The sequence below is a fragment of the Kribbella sp. NBC_01484 genome (genome assembly GCF_036227145.1).
In the GTDB taxonomy this organism is placed as follows: domain Bacteria; phylum Actinomycetota; class Actinomycetes; order Propionibacteriales; family Kribbellaceae; genus Kribbella.
On sequence record NZ_CP109437.1, the window covers coordinates 155,174 to 174,353 of the forward strand.

Below are 19,180 nucleotides of genomic sequence, written 5' to 3' on the forward strand. Positions count from 1 at the left end.
AAGATTCACGGCAGGTGGGCGCAGTGGATGTCCAGGTCCCAGAGGATGACGGACAGGGCGTAGGGGCTGATCGTGTGCTCGCCGTGAGTGGCGTCCTCGAGCAGTTCCCAGTGGCCGTTCGACTCGTTGCTGACGGCATCCGTCCCGATCACGGCGATCCGCTGCCGGACCGCGGCCTCGTAGGAGCGGTGGCCGACGCCGTTGAAGCAGCACTCGTCGAAGCGGTTGAGGATCTGGAGCTGCCGGCGATGCGGGCCGGTCGCAGCCAGCGCGTAGAGGTCCGGGAAGTCGGCCAGACCGTAGAACCCGGGCTGCATGTCCTGCCGTTGCTCCCAGTCACCCCGCGTCGGGCTGGGCTTCGGTGAGCCGGGCCGGACGAAGAACGGCAGCGAGCCGGCGGTCGGGTAGGACCGGGTGATCCGCGGGTCGAGCGCCGGGTAGATCGTCGTTGCCCAACCACCGCCGGACAGGCCGACCATCTGCACCGACGACGGCCGGTACGTCGCCTGGACGTGGTTCATCGCCACCGCGAGGGGCTCGAGGAACAGGGCGAGCGGTGAGTACGCGGCGGACTCCCACTGCGGGAGGTCGTTGTGCGACGGCTGTTGCATGACCGACGGGTCCGCCGGATCCTGCAGGGTCTTCGGGTTCCAGTGGTAGAACGGCATCGCGAACAGCAGGACCGTGTAGCCGTGGTCGAGGAGCCCTTGGGCGACCCGCTGCATCGTGTCGAGTGGTTCGCCGTGGCCGTTGTGGTAGAACGCGACCCGGCGGTGGTTGCTCTTGGCGGGCTCGAGGACGAACACGGTGGCGACGTACCCGAAGGGCATCGCCACCTCGAGCCGGTCGTAGCGCCGTACGCCGGTGAATGTCGGCAACTCGGCCGGGACACCGACATCACGTCGTACCGTCGGGAGACCGGTCGGGAGCACGCCGGTGTCCTTCCAGACTTGCGCGACGAGCTGCGGGCGGAGGGCATCCGCGTCGGCGGCGGTGTGGATCTTCATCAGATCCTCGACGTCGACGCCGACGACCACCTGCGGGAGCGTCTTGTACGCCGCCGAGTGCGCAGCCGCGATCTCCGTGTTCACGGGTGCGACCGGCCGCGGCGCCGGATGCGGCTGCACGCCACCGGCGGGTGAACCCGGCGTGTCAGCGGCGGCGGTCGCGGGCCAGCCGGTCGCGGTGGTTGCGGTCACGGCGAGAGCTCCTCCGAGAACGGTTCTACGGTTGACTGGGCTCATCCTTGTTCACCTTTCGGGGCGGGGGACAACCGGATGCCAGCCGCCGAACACCGCGGACGGGTCGCGCAACTGCGCCGCCTCGTCGTCGCTGAGTTGGCGGGAGCACGCCAGTCGTGCACTGGTGTCGAGCGGGCGGCCGGCGAGATCGGTGCTGTGGTACTCCCAGAACCGGACCTGACCGGCGGCCGCGCAGTCGTTGGGACTGGTGATCTGCCAGCCGGTCTTCTTCACGTGGCTGTCCATCGCCGAGTCGATGAAGACCACCTGGCTGGTCGGGAAGCGGCTCAGCTCGACCCGCCCGAGGAACACGCTGTCGTCGGGCGCCTCGGGCCCACGGGTCAGCCGGACGCGGACGAAGACGTTGCCGGGACCGTTGTCGCTGTTGCGGACCTGGTTGTAGTAGCCCTCGTGCAACGCCTTCAGCTCCGAGTCCTGGACGAAGACGCCGCCGGTCCCCCAGACGAAGTCCACGTCGCCCTCGACGTAGCTGCCGGTCACGAAGGCCTGGCCCTGCAACCGCAGGCTGTCCTGGTACCCGAGGATCCGGACCCGCGCGAGGACGATCCGGTTGCCGTTGCCGCGGAACGCCTCGGCCTGCGAACCGCGGTACGGCGTGAGGTTTTGCACGGTCACGTCCGCCAGCGTGAAGTCGTCGGCGTCGACGCCCATCGCGGACCGCCAGCAGTTGAAGCGGTCCGGCTGGTCCAGCACGCGCCGCGGGCAGTACGCCTGCTCGATCGGGACATTCGCCATCGCGTAGTCGCCGTTCAGCAGGTTGTTGTTCGGATAGCCGATGAGCGTGCGGCCGGCGCCCGCGCCGACGATCGTGATACCCGGCTTCGTCCGCGGCACGTAGACGAGCTCCCGGTAGAAGCCCGGTGCCACGTCGATGCGTGCCTTGTGGCCCTCCGCAACGAAGTCGATCGCGCCCTGGACCGTGCAGAAGTCCCCGCCTGGGCCGACCTTCAACCGGCTGTCCGTCCTCGGGTCCTGCTTGGTCCGGAACCTCCAGTTGCCGATCCCCGGATTCCCCACCACGAAGCCGGGATCGACCGTGACGTAGTACGCCTGGCCGGGCGCGAGCCGCTCATGCGGATGGATCGAGATGGTCCGGCCATCGACGACCACCGGCTGGTACGTCCACGTGTGCAGCTCGCCGAAGTCCGAGCGCGCGCCACCGATGAAACGCTGGTACGACGTGAGGTCCGCGAGGTCGATCGTGTCGACGACCTCGCCGCCGGCCCGGTGGATCTGCAGCCTGCCGCGTACACCGAGCCGGACCGGCCCGTTGAAGGTCATCGTCAGCGTGGTGTCCGAGCAGGTGGCATCTGCCGTAGCGTGTGGTGACAGCTTCGCGGCGGCCGTGTCCCCCGGGTGCGTGGAGCGCCAGCCGGTGAGGTGTTCGAGGACCGCGGTCAGCTTGGCGGCGGCGACCTGGTGACCCTTGACGTTGGGATGCGTACTGCCGTTGAAGTCGTCCGGCCCCAGCCATCCGGTGGTATCGACGTACACGATCTTCCGGTCCTGCGCGGCGGCGAGCGCGGCCTTGATGTCCGCTGCGTGCGTGCCGTTGAAGGGGCGGAGGGCAACGATCAGGCTCTGCGGGTCTGCCGCCCTGATCTTGCTCAGGTAGGCGAGGTACGCCGGGGTGAACTCGGCGCTCGTGTACGACGCGTCGTTCGTCCCGAAGTTGACCACGACGATGCCCGGGTCGGCAGGTGCGGCCGGGAAGCCGGCCAGGTCCCAGCCGAAGGACTCGGCCGCGGTGCCGACGTTGCCGTGGCCGGGCTGCAGGATGCCCTGCTTGCCGAAGCCGACCTGGTTCGTGTCCGCGCCGAACGCCTCGCCGACGAGGTGCGGGTAGCTCTTGGTGCCGTCGGCGCAGTCGCTGCCGAGCTCCGGACAGAGCGCCATCACGCCCTGGGTGATCGAGTCGCCGTAGAACTCGATGCGATGCTCGGCGGTCGTCGGCAGCGGAATCAGCTGTGCTGCCGGCGCCAGCTCGATCTTCTCGAGGACGATGCCGGACTGCAGTGGGGTGGTCCAGCGGTTGGCGTACTCGTCGACGTCCTTCACCAGGATCTCGGCAGTGTGCGCGACCGTGGGGTCGAGGTTCTCGGCGAAGATCTTGTGGTCCGCGTCGACCTTTACCAGGACGGGATCGCCGCTGTCGATCACGACGTACAGCTGGGCCGGGTTCGTGATCGAGGCGGTGTCGAACCAGGCGCCGAGGTGGTCGCCGGTGAAGCGGAAGCGGACCGAGGATCCGGAGTTCACCGTGATCGCCACGTCGTCGTCGCGCCCCCAGTGCCCGTCCAACTCGATCCGCGGGTCGAACGGGCCGAACGTCGCCGGGTTCGCCGCGACGGTCGCCGAGGTCGCCGGACCCCCAGCGGTGAGCGCACAGACAACGAGGACGACTGCGAAGAACAGGCTGGACAGGCGGTTTCTCACGGTGGTCTCCTCGCGCGGACCGCCGTGGCCGAGTGCCCGGGGCGGTGGGCGGGTAATCCTTTTCCTCGGCTACCGTCGCAGCGCGGCGCGGCCACGTCAAGGCCTGGCCGTGGTGAAGTTCAGCGAATCGGGAAAAGGTTTACATCGCTGCACTGGCGGCGATTCCGGCGCGAACGTGGTCCAATGATCCGGTGAGAAAGCCGACCGGGGACCGTGCGACGGCCGCCCGTGCCACGATCCACGACGTCGCCCGCCTCGCCGAGGTGTCGACGGCGACGGTGTCCCGCGTGCTGAGCGGCGGCAAACCGGTCTCGCCGCAGGTCGCCGAGCGGGTCCGCGCGGCCGCCCACGAGGTCGGCTACCGGCCGAACCCGGCGGCGCAGACGCTGCTCCGCGGCAGCAGCCGGACCATCGGCGTCGTCGTGCCCGACCTCGGTAACCCGTACTTCGCGGAAGTCCTGAAGGGCATCGCGGCCGAGGCGGCCGCTGACGACCACCACACGCTGGTCGCCGGAACCGAGGAGGACCCGGAGCAGGAGTACCGCTCCGCCCTCGAACTGGCCCGCTGGGTCGACGGCCTGCTGCTGTGCGCACCACGGATGAGCACGTCCAGGCTCAGGGAGGTCGCGGAGGCGGCCCGCCGGCTGGTGCTGATCAATCGCGTACTGCGTCATCCCTCGGTTGGCTCCGTGGTCGTCGACTATCACCTCGGCGTACGCGCCTTGTGCGAACACCTCATGTCGCTAGGCCACCAGCGCATCGCCTACCTGGAAGGGCCGACGACCGCCTGGTCCGACCAGCAACGACAACGCGGCTTCCGCATACCCGAGGCCGCTGGGCTGACCGTCATCCGCGTCCCCTGCGGCTCATCCCTCTGCGACGGGCATGCGGCCGTCGACGAGGCACTCGAACACAAGCCAACCGCCCTGATCGCCTTCAACGACCACGTAGCCGTCGGCGTTCTGAGCCGCCTTCGCGAACTCGGCATGTCGGTCCCTGACGACATCTCGGTAGCCGGCATCGACAACGCCCCCATGAGCGCCCACACCGACCCCGGCCTCACAACCTACGCCGTCTCGACAGTAGAACTAGGCCGCCAAGCCTGGGCCCGCTTCACGCCCAACCCCTCCCCCACCACCACCCACCTCTCCGGCGACCTGGTCATCCGCGCGTCCACTGCAAAACCACCCCGCCGCCGCACCTCGCGCTAACACCTGGAGCCCTCAGTGCGCGGGTTGCGAGAGGAATGCGGTCACCGCAGTGGCGAACTCGGCGGGCTGGTCGAGTGGCAGGAGGGTGTAGCTGTCGGGGATGACTTCGAGGCGGCCCTGCGGCAGGAGCTCGGCCAAGCGGCGTCCGTGATCAGGGGGCATGACCTTGTCGTCGGCTGCCCAGATGACCAGGGCAGGACGGTCGAACTTCGCCAGGTCCTCAGATGCCGCCGCGAGTGTGGGCCGGGCGTTGGCTAGTGCCCGCAGTAGCTGTACGGCGTCCCGGCGTACGGCGGGGTCGTGGAGGACCGGGTTGAGCCAGCCTCGGACGACCGCATCGCCGCGTCGGGTCAACCAGCCGAACGCCATCGGCGAACGCCGTACGACGCGTAACCGCAACTGCTGCATGAACACGCCGAACAGAGCAGGTGGGAGTCGGCCGGCCGTGACGATCGTGCGACCGGTCAGCCCTGGCGGGAAGTTGTCGAAGGCCTCACACGATGCGAGGACCAGTCTGTCGATGCGATCGGGGTAGTGGCGGACGACGAACTGTGCGACAGCACCACCCGTGTCGTTGCCGACAAGCGTGACTCGATCGAGGCCCAGGCTGTCGAGCAGCTCGACCACCGTGGCGGCCAGTCCGTCGAGCGAGAGACCTCCTTGGTCCTTCAGCGCGTGTTTGTGTGCGCCCAGTGGCAGGGTCGGCGCGATGCAGCGGAACCGTGGAGACAGGCTCGGGATCACCTGGTCCCACAGGGTTCGATCCATCAGCAGGCCGTGCAGGAACACGACGACCGGCCCGTCGCCACCCGTGTCGACGTACTCCACAGATCCTGACGACAGCTCGGCGATGCGCAGCTCGTTCACTTCTGAAGTGAACCATGCGGTTCACATGATTGTCCAGGCACTGCAGCACAAGAAGCCAGTGCGGAGCGGTGGGATCGCCGCGGCTTCGGACAGGTAGTCGGGACCTCGGACACGGCACAGCCCGGGGATGGGGACGGTGGCTGGGGTGTGCAAGGTCGACAGGAGGTGTCCGCCTGGCCTCGGCCGAGCCGGCTGGGCCCAGGCGTGAATGCCGCGCCGGACCAGCACCCCCGGACCGATACCTCCTGTCGAGCTTGCACACCGGGCGACCTCGCTCAGTTCGCCCACACATCCAGCAGAGGAGCCACATTTGAGGCGTCAGCGCAGGGGGCCAGAGGATGGTCAGACGCGGGCCGTGAAGCTGTACCGTCCCGATGGCACCTTGAACACCACCGCGTTGTCCTGCGGTTCCAGGACAACGAGCTCGCTTGGCGGGCGACCCGACTCGCGGACCGACCCGGCGTCGGTCGTCGGGACATGAACAGTGGCCACGGCTCCCGGTGGCACCACGACGTCGAGCTGGATTTCGCCGTCGGCCCGCTCCCAGTGGGTTGAGACTTGGCCGGTGGGGGTGTTGTAGGAGGCCTGGGCCCAGGTCAGGCGGCCGCCTGGGCGAGGGCGGATCACCAGGTGCTGGAACGCGATCGAGTCCGGGGACTGGCTGATGCCGGCGACGTCGGCGTACAGCCATTCGCCGACCGAGCCGAGGGAGTAGTGGTTGAAGGAATTCATCGCGACGGGGCCGAAGCCGTTCTCCTCGGTCCAGCCGTCCCAGCGCTCCCAGATCGTCGTCGCGCCGTGCTTGATCGAGTAGCCCCAGGACGGATACCGGTCGTCGTGCAAGAGCTCATAGGCGAGGTCGGCGTGCCCGTACCTTGTCAGGATCGGGCACAGCAACGCGACTCCGGCGAAGCCAGTGGTCAGCGACCGGCCGCGCCGCTCCAGATCCGCGACGAGGTGCTTCACAGCCGCCTGCTCGGCCTCGTCCGGGAGCAGCCCGAACGCCAGCGGCAACAGGTATCCGGTCTGTGTGTCGCCGCGAACTTTGCCCTCGGCATCGACAAACTCCGTCACGAACGCGTCCGCGATGCGCTCCCGCAGTTCGCCGTACGCCGCCGCTTCGTCCGCGAGACCGAGGACCCGCGCGGTCGCGGCGGTGAACTCGGCGCTGCGAGCGAAGTACGCCGTGGCGAGGACGTCCCGGTCAGTGCGTACGCCGACCTGCAGCCAGTCGCCGTAGTGACCGCTGGTGCGGTTCCGCCAGATCAGGTCCGGGTTGGCGCGGTGCACGTAGTCGACCCACCGGCGCATCGCCGGCCATGCGGATCGCAGAACGCGTTCGTCGCCGTACATGCGATAGAGCGTCCACGGGACGATGGTCGCCGCGTCGGCCCACGCGGGTGTGCCGTGCCGGCCGGTGATGACGTGCGGGATGACATCTGGTATCGCGCCTTCGTCGGTCTGCGCCACCGCCAGGTCGCCGAGCCAGTTGTCGAAGAACGTCAGTACGTCGGCCTGGTACGCGGCGGTCGGCAGGAAGATCTGCGCATCCGCCGTCCAGCCGAGCCGCTCGTCGCGCTGCGGGCAGTCGGTCGGGATGCTGACGAAGTTGCCGCGCTGACCCCAGCGGATGTTGCTCAGCAGTTGATTGACGCCGGGGTCCGAGCACTCGAACCGTCCGGCGACGGGGGTGTCGGAGTGCAGTGCCCGACCGGTCACATCCTCAACCGTCAACTCACCCGGGTAGCCGTCGACCTCGACGTACCGGAAGCCGTGCACGGTGAAGATCGGCTCGAAGAACTCCTCGGTGGCACCGGCGCTGACGAAGTAGTCGGTCGCGTCGGCGGTGCGGAGGTTGGCGGTGTAGAGCTCGCCGTCGGACTCCAGCATCTCGCCGTGTCGCAGGCGGATCCGATCGCCGGCGGATGCGTTGCGGATGCGCAGTCGGACCCGGCCTGCGATGTTCTGACCGAGATCAACGATGAACCGACCGGGGCCACGCGGCGTGATTGCGACGGCCGGCAGATCCTCGGTCACCCGGACCGGCTCGGTAGGCGCCGCGATCAGAGTCGACAGGTCGGCGCCCATGTCTCCGGCCGGTGCCCAGCCCGTGGCGTCGTACCCCGGACTAGACCATTCGCCGAGCTCGAGCCTGGCGTCGTACGACTCGCCCATCAACAGATCGGCGAACCTGAGCGGGCCGACCCGTTCCACCCAGCGCCCGTCGGTCGCGACCACTGTCCGCGATCCATCTGGATGGTCGACCACGAGTTGAGCGAGCAGTTGCGGCTTCCTGCCGTAGTGGTGCGCATGGCTGCGGGTGTCCCAGCCGACGTACCCGGACCACCAGCCCTCACCTAACACTGCGCCGAGTACGTTCTCCCCCGCGTGCAGCAGGTGCGTGACGTCGTACGTCTGGTAGGCGAGGCGCTCGCGGTAGTCCGTCCAGCCCGGTGTCAGCTCGTCGGTGCCAACACGCTGGCCGTTGGCGCTCAGTTGGTAGAGGCCGTGGGCTGTCGCGTAGACGCGAGCCCGGACCACTGGTTGCGGAAGCTCGAAGGATCGCCGGTAGTAGCGCGGTGCGGCGATCGTGGCCTGACGTACCGTCCTCGGCTCCGCGCGGTCGACCGGCGGCTCGAAGTACGGATCGGTCTCGTAGTCGTGCTCGATCCAGTGCGCCTCCCACTCCTCCGCACGGAAGATGCCGGTGGCAAATGTCGCCGACGCCTCGGCGTGCTGCCCGGCGGCGTCCCGTACCTCCAGACGCCACACGTAGTCGATCTGCGACGTCAGCGGTGCACCACCGTGGTCGACGTACGCCTGCTGCCCGGACCGCCACCCGCTGTCCCACACCTGTACGCCGTCGCGCGCCAAGCGGACCCGGAACGCCTCCTGCCGATCTCCACGCACCGGTGACGCGAGGCGCCAGCTCAGCCGCGGTCGCGCGGTCCCGATGCCGAGTGGGTTCACCCGGTGCTCACAGCGCAGGTCGTACGGCGTCAGCGCCGGAACGCTCGGTGGATCGGTCAGCATCCAGTCAGTTGTCACCAGGACCACTCCGTCTCTTATCTGAAGTTCACGCCATGTACGGGGGATTCGGGGGTGTCATGGATCTCCAGGGTTCGTGGGGCGACCTGGACCTGGAGGTTGGAGAGGGTGATGTTGCGGACGGTCGGGTGGTGGGTGCCGGTGGGTTCGGCGTGGCGGGTATTGATGACGACGGCGGAGGTGGTGACGGAGTCGACGACGGTGTCGTGGAGGGTGATGTGTTCGATCAGGCCGCCGCGGTCGGAGTTGGTTTTGATGCGGAGGGCGTGGTCGACCGCGGGGCCGGTGATGTGGAGGTCGCGGGCGTGGATGTTGCGGATGCCGCCGGAGGTTTCGCTGCCGATGGTGAGGGCGCCGTGGCCGGTGCCGAAGCGGCACGACTCGATGACAATGTTCTCCGCCGGGCGGCCGGCCCGGCGACCGTCCGCGTCGCGGCCGGACTTGATCGCGATGCAGTCGTCGCCGGTGTCGAACGAGCACCCGCTGATCACGACGTCCGAGCAGGAGTCCGGATTGCAGCCGTCGTTATTCGGCCCGCGACTGTCGACCGTGATGCCACGGATCAGCACGTCCGAGCAGAACACCGGATGCACCACCCACATCGGCGCGTTGACGATCCGCACATCCTCGATCCGCACCCGCCGGCAGCTGTACGGCTGGATGAAGCTCGGCCGGAAGCCGTGCCCTGGCGCGAAGATCCGATCCTCGACTGGGACATCATCAGCGACCATCCGGAGCAAGCGGTTCCAGTCGTCGACCGGCTTGGTGTCGGCCCACCAGTTGTCCACCCCGGCCCCACCGTCCAGGGTCCCGGTCCCGGTTACGGCGACGTTCACCTCGTCGTACGCATAGGTCAGTGGCGAATGGCTGAAGCACTCGATCCCCTGCCAGCGCGTTCTGACGATCGGGTACGCCGACGGATCGGTCCGGAAACGTAGTGTCCCGTCGACCGACAGGTGCAGCTCGACGTTGCTGCGCAGCCGGATCGGTCCGGTGACGAAGACACCGACCGGTATCACGACCCGGCCACCGGTCAGTTCGCAAGCCCGGACTGCGCGCTCGATCGCATCCGTGCAGTCGTCGTCGGGCCGGGCGCCGTACGAGGTGATGCAGTGGTCGGTCATTCAGCGGATCCTGCGCGGATGCGGAGAGCGTTGGCCAGGGGTATGGCGATCACCCAGGACGGATTCCAGGTGTTGGAGTGACCTCGGCGTTGCCAGTGGGTCTGGAAGAAGGCCTCGCCCTGTTCGCCGACGATTTGGAAGCCCCACTCCCCCGGCGTTCCGCAGATGCCTTGACCCATCGCGTTCATGATCGTCTCGGCCGCGGCGACATAGTCAGGTCGCTCGACGGCGAGGCCGAAGGCAAGCAGTTCGTATGTCGGGAAGAAGGCGTCGAGGTGATGGTTCTGGACGCTGACGGTGGGCCAGCCGATCGCGTTGAAGCCGGCGGTGCGGAGTGGGGAGTCGAGGTCCAGTTCGGGAGACCAGACGTAGACCCAGGTGAGCAGCCAGTCGGCGGTCACCTCGGCCCAGCGCGCGTAGAGGTCGTCACCGGCGAGGCGGTACAACTCATATGCGGCGAGGAAGAAGAACAGGCCCGCCTCCTTGTCCTCGCTGGCCGCGTCGAGGGTGGAGCGGGCGAACGGGCGGTCGAAGGTCCGCGCGTGCTGTCCGTGGTAGCGCGTCAGCCAGGTCGTTGCCTCGGACAACAGCCAGGAGTCGTCCAGGACCACCGACGCCTGGATGGCCGCGAGGACGCACGGGATGCCCGCCGCGGACACCGTGGTCGCGGCGGGAGTGCCGTCGAGACGCCACCCGATCGGGAAGGTGCCGTCGGGCAGCAGCGCGGTGCGGAGGAACGACCACGCGCCGGCGAGGGCGTCCGGCCAGGAAGGCGGCACCGGTTCGCCGTGCGAGCGGAACAGGGTGATGATCTCGGCCAGGTCCGCGATCGTTTCGCCGTACGCGCGACTGGACACCATCACCCGCCCGCCGGAACGAAAGCTGGTCCAGCGGCGGCTGCCGACCTGGTAGGCGTTGTGCCGCAGCCCCGGAGTCCGTGTCGAGCTGCCGGCCAGGTAGAACTCGACGGCCGCGCGGCAGCGGTCGATCCTGGCCCGGTCGCCGGTCTCGAAGCCGAGCCTGGCGTCGCACCAGGCGAGCTTCAGCGCTTGGCCGGTCCAGCCGTAGAGGAAGTGCCGGGCCTTGGCCGGGCCGTTGTCCGCGACGTCGCTGAACTTGGTGTATCCGGCCACGGTCCCCGCCTGGTGCCACCTGTTGTCGAGGGCAACGGTCTTGCGGGTGACGATCTCGTCCAGGGTGAGCGGTCGGGCGCCGGGCTCGGTGAAGAGTGAGCGACCGGTGCGGACGAGTTCCCGGAAGGCGTGGCCGCGATCCTGCTGTGGACCCCAGTCGAGGATCAGCCGCTGGGTGTAGACCTCGCCGGGCCGCAGCGTGAGGTAGCCGTCCTCGGTCGACTCGGTCTCGGCTTTGCTGACGTAGCGCACGTCCTGCTTGCCGTCGAACATCAGTACGCCGCTCAGCGCGGCGATCACCGGTCCGTCCTGGCGGATGACACCCAGCGAGCCGTAGCGAACCTGGCCGTCTCCGGACTGGCGAGCCTCCGGGCGGGAGAATACGCTGACCCAGCGGCGTTCGCGGCCGGCGCGCCACTCGACGTTGACGCCGGGGATCGGGAGGCGGTCCTCCTCGGCGACGAAACCGTCGCCGGGCGCCGATCCGATCCGGGGTACGGCGCGGGCCGGGTCGGCGGACGGGTTGTCGTTGTAGAGCAGGCCGGGGATGGTGACCTGGCTGTCGGTGAGGCTACCGAGGTCGAGCAGCAGACCGACGGCGAGATCGCCCAGCCGCCGTTGACCGCTGTTGCGCCAGCGGAGCTCGAGGTTCAGACGGTCGGCGGCGTCGAAGGACAACCGGATCTCGACGGCGACCGGTCCGGTCCGGCAGCCGGCCCGGTGCTCGCCGGGGCGGCGGGAGATCCACCATCCGTCCGGCTGCATCGTGTTGGGCTGCCATGGCCGGCCGGACGAGCAGGTCAGCAACTCGGCGACCGGCCGCTCCAGATAGGTCGCAGGTGTGGTCAGGCCCAGGTGGAGGACTACTCCGGCTGAGGTTCTGCGGAGTTCGGCGATGCGGTCGCCGGAGGTCAGGGCGGGCATCAGGTCGCCCGGCGGATCTGGATGGCCTGGTACTCGGTGCCAGGGAGGCGCACGGTGAGCGTGTCGGTGACAGTCTCCTGAGTACGGCGGACCGAATGGTTCCAGACGTCCAGGACCTCCACCTGATAAGTGCCCGCGGGAAGCGTGAAGGTGCGGTCGGGGAAGCGGTGTTCGCCGAGGTATTGCAGGTAGTAGGAGCCCGGTACGGCGAGAGTCGGTGCGTCGCGGTAGTCGTCGATCGGCTCCACGTCGTCGGGCAACTCGTCCAGGACCTCCCGCAGTAGGCGGAGGCGCTGGGCGACAACGCCGTTGGGGCGGATGCCGCCGGCTGACCACGGGCCGCCGTCGGCTTCGCCGTACCACTCGCCGTGGGTGACGTGGGCGCCGCGAACTGTGCCCTCCCAGATGCGAGTGAGCAGCTCTTCCGGTCTGAGGCTGGTGTCCGGTGTGGAGCCGTCGCCCTCGTAGCCGCAGGCGTCGACGAAGACCGGCTTGGCGTAGTCGCGGCGCAGGGCCGAGACACCACGCAGGTTCTCCAGCGGCACGCTGAGGTGGGTGAACCAGGGCGGACCGGGGTCCACCACTTCCGGTGCGGCGTGAACGGAGATCAGATGATGGCTGGAGTCGCACTCGGCGATCAGCTCGGCCAGTCGGCGCGCGTCGGGGGTCGAATCGAGACACCAGGTGACATTGCGGTACGCCGCCACCTGGTTGACCACGGTGCGGATCACCGATTCATCGGCGGGCAGGAGGATCTCGGCAGCGACGTCCACCGCCAAGAGGTCGCGGACCTGCCCGTCGACTCGCTCCACGTCCGCGCGGAGCCGGACCCGGTTGAACGGTGATGCGGCGATCGCCCGGCACGCATCCGTCCACCGGTCGCCGGCCTGGCTCAACCAGGTGGTGGTGAGGGGGTGGTACGGCGTTCCGTCAGCCCACCGCAGGGTTGATCCGGAGCGGCGGATCGGGCCTCGGGTCGACGCGGGTGTGCAGGTGAAGGTCTGCTGTCGATCGGCGAGGGTGTAGTCCCAGCTGCCCTCCATCTGTGGCATGAAACGGATCAGCCACTGGTCGCCGGTCCGGAAGGACTCCGCGGAGGCGGTGTCGCCGTGTTCGTGGTGGAACCGGACACTGGCCGGGCCGTCTGCCGGTAGCTCCAGTAGGCCCCAGCGTTCGACCTCGGTCATCGAATGCCTCGCAGAGCTAGGTAGGGACGGGACGGGAGACGGATGCGGCTGGTGTGCTCACCCGGAAGCGGGGTGATGGTCATCGCCCGGGTGTCGATCAGGTCGAAATGAAAGGGCGTGCCGCCGGGCAGTTCCAGGTCCACCGCGGACGGCTGGCGGTCGCCGAGGTAGTGGAGAACGCAGCGATCGGTGTCGAGCTCGCCGTCGGCCAACCGGGGCAGCGCGGCGAACACCGAGCGGAGGAAGGCGATCCGCTCGGGGCTCTCGCCGTACAGGCGGCCGCCGACCGAGATCCACGCGCGCGTCTCGCGGTCGACGAACGACTCGCCGTGGCCGACGTACCCGCCGAGACTCATGCCCTGCCAGAAGCGATGCACCAGCTCGTCGGCGGTGAGGTTGCCCCAGCGGCGGCCGGCGTTGCCCTCGTAGCCGATCTCGTCGATCACCACCGGCTTCGGGCACGCCCGCCACGCGGCGACCTCGGCGCCGTCCCAGTGCTGCACGCTCTGGTGGGTGATCCACGGCTTGGTGAAGTCGTACGGCGTGAAGACCTCGTACATCTTGGTCCCGTTGTGGATCGACCGCAGCCGCTGGTACGGGTCGTACCGCTGGACCAGCTGCAGCAGCCGGTCCCAGTCCGCGACCGTCTTCTCGTGGTTGAAGTCGTACTCGTTCGACAACGACCACCAGACGTTCCGGTACGCCGCCAGCCGCGCGACCACATACCGCAGGTACGCCGCATCCCGCGCCGGCGTCATCCGGTCGAACCCCCACACCCCGCGGTCGTACGGATGGAACAGGATCAGGTCGGCCTGGATCCCCAGCGCGAGCAGATCCGCGAGCCGGCCCTCGAAGGCGCGGAAGAACGCGGGATCGAACCGGTCGACGTCCACCTCCCCCGGCGTCGATCCCGCGAACGGCGTCCGGTCCGGGCGCATCCCGTCCGTCGGCAGCAGACACATCCGCACCTTGTCGAAAGGGGCCGACCGCAACGATGCGAGAGTCAGCTCCTGCAGATCCTTGGACTCGTAGGTCCAGTGGTAGCAGGTCGTCCCGACGCAGTCGTAGTGCGTGCCGTCGGCGTACGCGAAGTGGTGGGAGCCGCGCACCCCGACCGGACCGTGGTTGTCCGGGCCGGGCGGGGTGCACACGAACGAACCGCGGTGGCCGTCGAGCTCGGTCGCGGAGCTCGACGTGACGTACGACCACTCCCCCTCGCGGTCCGGCGAGAACCGGGCGCGGTAGATCCCGTCGCCGTCGTAGAAGCCGTCGACCACCACGATCCGGTTCCGGTACTGGTAGGCGACGCGGAGCTCCACGTCGGCGAACGGGTTGCCGTCCGCGGGTCCGGACAGGGTGAGCTCGTGTAGTCCCCACCGCTCGACAGTCATGGAAACCGGTCTCCTGCCTCGATCCACTCGGGCGTCAGGATCACGTGCTTGATGGTCTTGCGCAGGTAGGAGTACGCGACGTGCAGCCGACCGTCGCGGGTCTGCAACAGCATCGGATACGAGTACCCGAACTCGTTGTCGCGATACTCCTCGTCCTGCACCTGCAGGTTCCGCCAGTGCGGCCAGGTGGCACCGTCGTCCTCGGACAGCGCCAGTGTCAGCGGTGTCCGCAGCGTCTTCCGCCGTACGCCGCCCTTCCCGTCGGGCACCCAGCGGAACTGGTCCCGCTCGGCGGACGAGTCGTTGAACACGAGCACGAGCCGGCCGTCGGTCAGCCGCAGCACCTGGATCGCGGAGTTGTTGTTGGGGACCGCGGTCCGCTCCGGTGCGGTCCAGGTGCGGCCGCCGTCCTTCGAGACCGACCGGTGGATCCGGTCGGCGGCACGGCTGCGGAAGTAGCCGAGCAGCTCACCCGGGGCGGTTTCGATCGCGCTCAGCTGCACCTGACCGATCGCATCGGGCAGGTCGATCCGCGTCCAGGTCGCGCCCTGGTCGGAGCTCAGCTGGATCACCGTGGTCTCGGCGGACTTGTCGCAGTCGTACGCCGGGAGCAGCCAGTCACCGTTGCTCAGCACAACGATCGGGTTCCTGATGAAGCTGCCGGGCCGCTCGAACATCACGGTGCTGGGGTCCCAGGTGATGCCGCCGTCGCGCGAGACACGGCGGAGCACGCGCGACGTGGACTGGTCATGCGGCTCGTTCGAGGTGTGCAGCAGCCAGACCTCACCCGAAGGAGCCACGAACAGCACGGGGTTCTGCTCGGATCGATCCGGGTCAGCCGACAGCTGTTCCGGGGGCAGCCAGGTGTCTGAGCCCGCGGGGAGCCGGGACAGCACGATGTTCGTGTCCGGCTCCCCCTCCCCCGGCCCGTTGAACCACGCACACAGCAGATCGCCGGCGTGCGTCTCGACCAAGGTGGCCGCATGGCTGTCGCCCGGGTGGATCGTCGGCAGGAGGGCCGCACCCTCGCGGATGCGGCCGTCGAAGCGGTGATCGATCACCATGTGAGTCCTGCGGCGGCCTGGGCCTTGATGTAGTTGGGGATGTCCTGCTGCTCGGCGACCAGCAGCGACGAGTCGACGTCCATGCCGTCCTTGAGCACGTGCTGCCGGAAGACCTTGTAGAGCGGGATGTCCCAGTACTCGGTGTTCTGGTAGTTCTTGACCACAGCGTTGTCACCCCAGTACACGGCGGACGTATCGATCGCGGCCAGCTCGGGGATCGCCGTACCGAACGCGTTGACCACCGCGTCGGTCTTCAGCACGCCCTTCATCCCGTACGACGAGATCCGGGTCTGCATCTCCTCCGAGACCAGGTACTTGATGATCTCGAGCGCCTGGTCCTTGTGCTGGGACTGCGGCGGGACGAACGCGGCCCGGGTGTCCGGCTGGTAGATCGCCGTCGAGCCGCGGGACAGCACCGGCATCGAGGTGACACCGATCTGCACGCTCTTGGCCCACTCGCCGAACTGCTCCGCGTCGTCCTCCTCGACGTACAGCGGGCTGAGGGCGTACGCGTTCAGCTTCGACAGGTTGTTGACCGCCATCGCCAGGTGACCCGGGAAGCTCATGTCGCCCTTGAAGAAGTCGTCCACCGTGGTGAAGTTGTTCCGCGGGATCATCAGGAACCGGTACAGGTTGTTCGCGAGGGTCTTCCACGCCGGACTGGTCAGGTTGACCTTGACATCCTCGGGCGCCGGCTGCTCGCTGGAACCGGGCACGAACGGGTAGACCCCTAGCTGGTTCATCACGAGATAGTTGTCCGGGTGCTGCATGTAGCCCTTGTAGTGGTCGAGCCCGTCCTGCCGGGTCAGCCGCTGGGCCAGCTTGTAGACGTCGTCGTACGTCGAACCCAGCCCGGGGTACCGCACCTGGAACTTGTCGAAGATCAGCTTGTTGTAGAACAGCAGGCTCTCGTCGATGAACACCGGGACGCCGTACAGCCCGCCGTCCGAGCGCGACTTCACCTGCTCGACCGAGCCGACGTTCAGCGTGGTCAGGTCGATCCCGGCCTGCTGTACCAACGCGGTCATGTCCTGGACCCAGCCGAGCGGCTCGAGGTCGCGGTCGATCCGCAGCCGCGGATCCTCCAGGATCAGGTCCGGGACCCGGGTGGTCTTGGCGATGTCCTCGTACCGGATCGGGTAGTCCCAGGTGGCGTACTTGATCTTCACCCCGGGGAACCTGGCACGGATCGCGTCGCCGTAGACGGCGTCGAAGTACCGGGTCGACTCCCGGCCGTCGTCGTCGCCGCCGAGCTCGAACGGCTTGAAGTTGGCCGCGAAGATGAACAGCTCGTCGTCGGCGACCGAGAACGGCTTGTTGTAGCGGTTCGGGATGTCGACCGTACCCGCGGCGGACTGCGCGCCGGCGCGCGGCACCGCGGAGGTCGAACTGGTCGTCGCGGCGGCCGCGGTGCCGGGCAGCGCGCCGCCGAGGGCGGCGAGGCCGCCGATCAGCGCACTGTTCCGGACGAAGCCGCGACGCGACATTCCTTGGTCAGACATGGTGGGCCTTTCTCCTGGGGCGGCGGTGTCACGCCGGAACGACGGCGGTGACACCCTTCAGGTCCAGCTGTTCCGCGAAGTGGCAGGCGACACGGCGGCCGCCGACCTCACGAAGCTCGGGTACTTCCTTGCGGCAACGCTCCTCGGCGTAACCGCACCGCGGACTGAACGGACAGCCCGGCGGCACCTTCGACGGATCCGCGATCTCGCCGCGGAGCATGATCCGGGACCGCTTGCCACGGGACGCGGGATCGGGATCCGGTACGGCGCTCAGCAGCGCCTCGGTGTAGGGATGCAGGGGCTTGGTGTAGAGCTCCTCGGTGGATGCACTCTCGACGAGCTTGCCGACGTACATCACCGCGACGTCGTCGGCGACATGCTCGACGATGCCGAGGTCGTGGGACACGAACAGATAGGTCAGCCCGGACTCCTCCTGCAGATCCTTCAGCAGGTTGAGGATCTGGGCCCGGACCGATACGTCGAGCGCGCTGACCGCCTCGTCCGCGACAACCAGGCGCGGGTCGGTCGCCAGGGCACGAGCGATCACCACCCGCTGCCGCTCACCGCCGCTGAAGGCATGCGGATAACGGTTCGCGTACTCCGCCCGCAGTCCGACGCGACGCAGCAACGCGGCGACCTTGTCGTCGATCTCGTCGCGCGAACCGCCTTGGTGCACCCGCAACGGCTCGGCGACGGTGTCGCGCAGGGTCTTGCGCGGGTCGAGCGAGGAGTGCGGGTCCTGGAAGATCAGCCGGACCTGCGCGCGGTACGGCTTCAGCTGCCGCTCGGACAGCGGGGCGAGATCGACACCGTCGAACATGATGCTGCCCGACGTCGGCTCGTACGCCCGCACGATGCAGCGGCCGAGCGTGGTCTTCCCGCATCCCGACTCCCCCACCAGCCCGAGCGTCCGGCCGGCGCGGATGGACAGGTCGACCCCGTCGACCGCCTTCACCACACCGCGGCTCCGGCCGAAGAACCCGCCATGCAGCGGGAAGTGCATGGTCAGGCCGTTCGTCGTCAGCAGGCTCACTGCTCCCCCTCGCCGTACAGCAGGCAGGCGACGTCGATGTCGTCGGTCCGCACCCGGACCGGCACGGTCTCGTCGCACTTCCCGGCCATGAACGCGTCACACCGTGGATGGAACCGGCACCCCGACGGCCGCTCGTACGGCGGCGGCACGGTCCCCCGGACGGCGGCCAGCCGGCGCTGACGGAGTTGCCCGAGCCGGGGTACCGAGCGCACCAGCGCTTGTGTGTAGGGATGCTTGGGGCGACTCAGTACCGAGGCGGCCGGACCATGCTCGACCACCTCGCCGAGGTACATCACCGCGACCTCGTCGGCGACCTGCGCGGCGACGCCCAGGTCGTGCGTGATCAGCATGATCGCCATGCCGAACTCCTGCTGGAGATCCTGCAGCAGATCGAGGATCTGCGCCTGCGTCGTCACGTCCAGCGCCGTCGTCGGCTCGTCCGCGATCAGCAACCGCGGCTGGCAGGACAGGGCCATCGCGATCATCGCGCGCTGCCGCATGCCGCCACTGAGCTCGAACGGATACGAGTCCACCCGGCGCTGCGGGTCCGGGATGCCGACCCGGCCGAGCAGCTCGACCGCACGCTCGCGGGCCACCGCCTTGCCGACCTGCTCGTGCAGCCGGATCGCCTCGACGATCTGGTCGCCGATCGTGTGTACCAGACTGAGCGACGCCATCGGCTCCTGGAACACCATCGCGATGTCGGCCCACCGCACCTGCCGCAACCGCTTGTCCTTCGCGGCCACCAGGTCCAGCGGGTCGCTTCCAGGCTCGTCGCCGTACAGGAGGACCTGGCCGCCGACGATCCGGGCCGGGCGCTCGACCAGGCGCAGGATCGAGCGCGCGGTGACACTCTTGCCGCAGCCGGATTCCCCGACCACCGCCAGGGTGCGGCCCCGGCTCACGGTCAGGTCGACGCCGTCGACAGCCTTCACGACGCCGTCGTCGAGCTCGAAGTGAGTCCTCAGGTCGCGGACTTCCAGCAAAGGCGTAGCCAT

The 19,180-nt window shown here is 68.5% G+C and carries 13 protein-coding genes; 1 reads left to right on the forward strand and 12 read right to left on the reverse strand.

All coding sequences use genetic code 11. The annotated features are described in order from the left end of the window. Positions 1-5: 5 nt before the first annotated feature. Positions 6-1,199, reverse strand: a complete 1,194-nt coding sequence (locus OG555_RS00665; RefSeq protein WP_329480122.1) for a hypothetical protein — start codon at positions 1,197-1,199, stop codon at positions 6-8. A gap of 51 nt (positions 1,200-1,250) precedes the next feature. Beyond that, positions 1,251-3,698: a pectinesterase family protein gene (locus OG555_RS00670; protein WP_329480124.1), complete on the reverse strand. Its 2,448-nt coding sequence runs from the start codon at positions 3,696-3,698 to the stop codon at positions 1,251-1,253. A gap of 191 nt (positions 3,699-3,889) precedes the next feature. On the opposite strand from OG555_RS00670, the gene OG555_RS00675 reads away from it, so the two are divergent. Next, on the forward strand, positions 3,890-4,909 hold the full coding sequence (locus OG555_RS00675; RefSeq protein ID WP_329480126.1) for a LacI family DNA-binding transcriptional regulator: 1,020 nt from the start codon (positions 3,890-3,892) through the stop codon (positions 4,907-4,909). A gap of 12 nt (positions 4,910-4,921) precedes the next feature. Here OG555_RS00675 and OG555_RS00680 read toward each other — a convergent pair whose 3' ends face one another. The 10 genes from OG555_RS00680 to OG555_RS00725 all read right to left on the reverse strand — a co-directional run bounded on the left by OG555_RS00680 (position 4,922) and on the right by OG555_RS00725 (position 19,180). Next, positions 4,922-5,776: an alpha/beta fold hydrolase gene (locus OG555_RS00680; RefSeq protein WP_329480128.1), complete on the reverse strand. Its 855-nt coding sequence runs from the start codon at positions 5,774-5,776 to the stop codon at positions 4,922-4,924. A gap of 342 nt (positions 5,777-6,118) precedes the next feature. Beyond that, positions 6,119-8,824, reverse strand: a complete 2,706-nt coding sequence (locus OG555_RS00685; RefSeq protein ID WP_329480130.1) for an alpha-L-rhamnosidase — start codon at positions 8,822-8,824, stop codon at positions 6,119-6,121. A 17-nt stretch (positions 8,825-8,841) separates the two neighbouring features. Further along, positions 8,842-9,948: a glycoside hydrolase family 28 protein gene (locus tag OG555_RS00690; RefSeq protein WP_329480132.1), complete on the reverse strand. Its 1,107-nt coding sequence runs from the start codon at positions 9,946-9,948 to the stop codon at positions 8,842-8,844. After that, a complete protein-coding gene (locus tag OG555_RS00695) occupies positions 9,945-12,005 on the reverse strand; it encodes a hypothetical protein (protein ID WP_329480134.1) in 2,061 nt (686 codons plus the stop codon). Before OG555_RS00695 ends, OG555_RS00690 begins: the two co-directional genes overlap by 4 nt. Continuing rightward, positions 12,005-13,192 carry a DUF5605 domain-containing protein gene (locus tag OG555_RS00700; RefSeq protein ID WP_329480136.1) on the reverse strand — a complete coding sequence of 396 codons (1,188 nt, stop codon included), beginning with the start codon at positions 13,190-13,192 and terminating at the stop codon, positions 12,005-12,007. The genes OG555_RS00695 and OG555_RS00700 overlap by 1 nt, the downstream gene beginning before the upstream one ends. Then, a complete protein-coding gene (locus OG555_RS00705) occupies positions 13,189-14,583 on the reverse strand; it encodes a DUF5060 domain-containing protein (protein ID WP_329480138.1) in 1,395 nt (464 codons plus the stop codon). Before OG555_RS00705 ends, OG555_RS00700 begins: the two co-directional genes overlap by 4 nt. Beyond that, positions 14,580-15,647, reverse strand: a complete 1,068-nt coding sequence (locus OG555_RS00710; protein WP_329480140.1) for a sialidase family protein — start codon at positions 15,645-15,647, stop codon at positions 14,580-14,582. Before OG555_RS00710 ends, OG555_RS00705 begins: the two co-directional genes overlap by 4 nt. Then, the gene (locus OG555_RS00715; protein WP_329480142.1) at positions 15,641-17,149 is read right to left on the reverse strand and encodes an ABC transporter substrate-binding protein; all 1,509 of its coding nucleotides are present in this window, start codon (positions 17,147-17,149) and stop codon (positions 15,641-15,643) included. The genes OG555_RS00710 and OG555_RS00715 overlap by 7 nt, the downstream gene beginning before the upstream one ends. A gap of 28 nt (positions 17,150-17,177) precedes the next feature. After that, positions 17,178-18,182 carry an ABC transporter ATP-binding protein gene (locus tag OG555_RS00720; protein WP_329480144.1) on the reverse strand — a complete coding sequence of 335 codons (1,005 nt, stop codon included), beginning with the start codon at positions 18,180-18,182 and terminating at the stop codon, positions 17,178-17,180. After that, positions 18,179-19,180 carry an ABC transporter ATP-binding protein gene (locus tag OG555_RS00725; RefSeq protein ID WP_329480146.1) on the reverse strand — a complete coding sequence of 334 codons (1,002 nt, stop codon included), beginning with the start codon at positions 19,178-19,180 and terminating at the stop codon, positions 18,179-18,181. Before OG555_RS00725 ends, OG555_RS00720 begins: the two co-directional genes overlap by 4 nt.

What these genes read in the sequence shown, in the direction of transcription:
- OG555_RS00705 (WP_329480138.1), bottom strand. Translation starts at nt 14,583, where the DNA reads ATGACTGTCGAGCGGTGGGGACTACACGAGCTCACCCTGTCCGGACCC.
- OG555_RS00690 (WP_329480132.1), bottom strand. Translation starts at nt 9,948, where the DNA reads ATGACCGACCACTGCATCACCTCGTACGGCGCCCGGCCCGACGACGAC.
- OG555_RS00710 (WP_329480140.1), bottom strand. Translation starts at nt 15,647, where the DNA reads ATGGTGATCGATCACCGCTTCGACGGCCGCATCCGCGAGGGTGCGGCC.
- OG555_RS00725 (WP_329480146.1), bottom strand. Translation starts at nt 19,180, where the DNA reads ATGGCTACGCCTTTGCTGGAAGTCCGCGACCTGAGGACTCACTTCGAG.
- OG555_RS00715 (WP_329480142.1), bottom strand. Translation starts at nt 17,149, where the DNA reads ATGTCTGACCAAGGAATGTCGCGTCGCGGCTTCGTCCGGAACAGTGCG.
- OG555_RS00695 (WP_329480134.1), bottom strand. Translation starts at nt 12,005, where the DNA reads ATGCCCGCCCTGACCTCCGGCGACCGCATCGCCGAACTCCGCAGAACC.
- OG555_RS00700 (WP_329480136.1), bottom strand. Translation starts at nt 13,192, where the DNA reads ATGACCGAGGTCGAACGCTGGGGCCTACTGGAGCTACCGGCAGACGGC.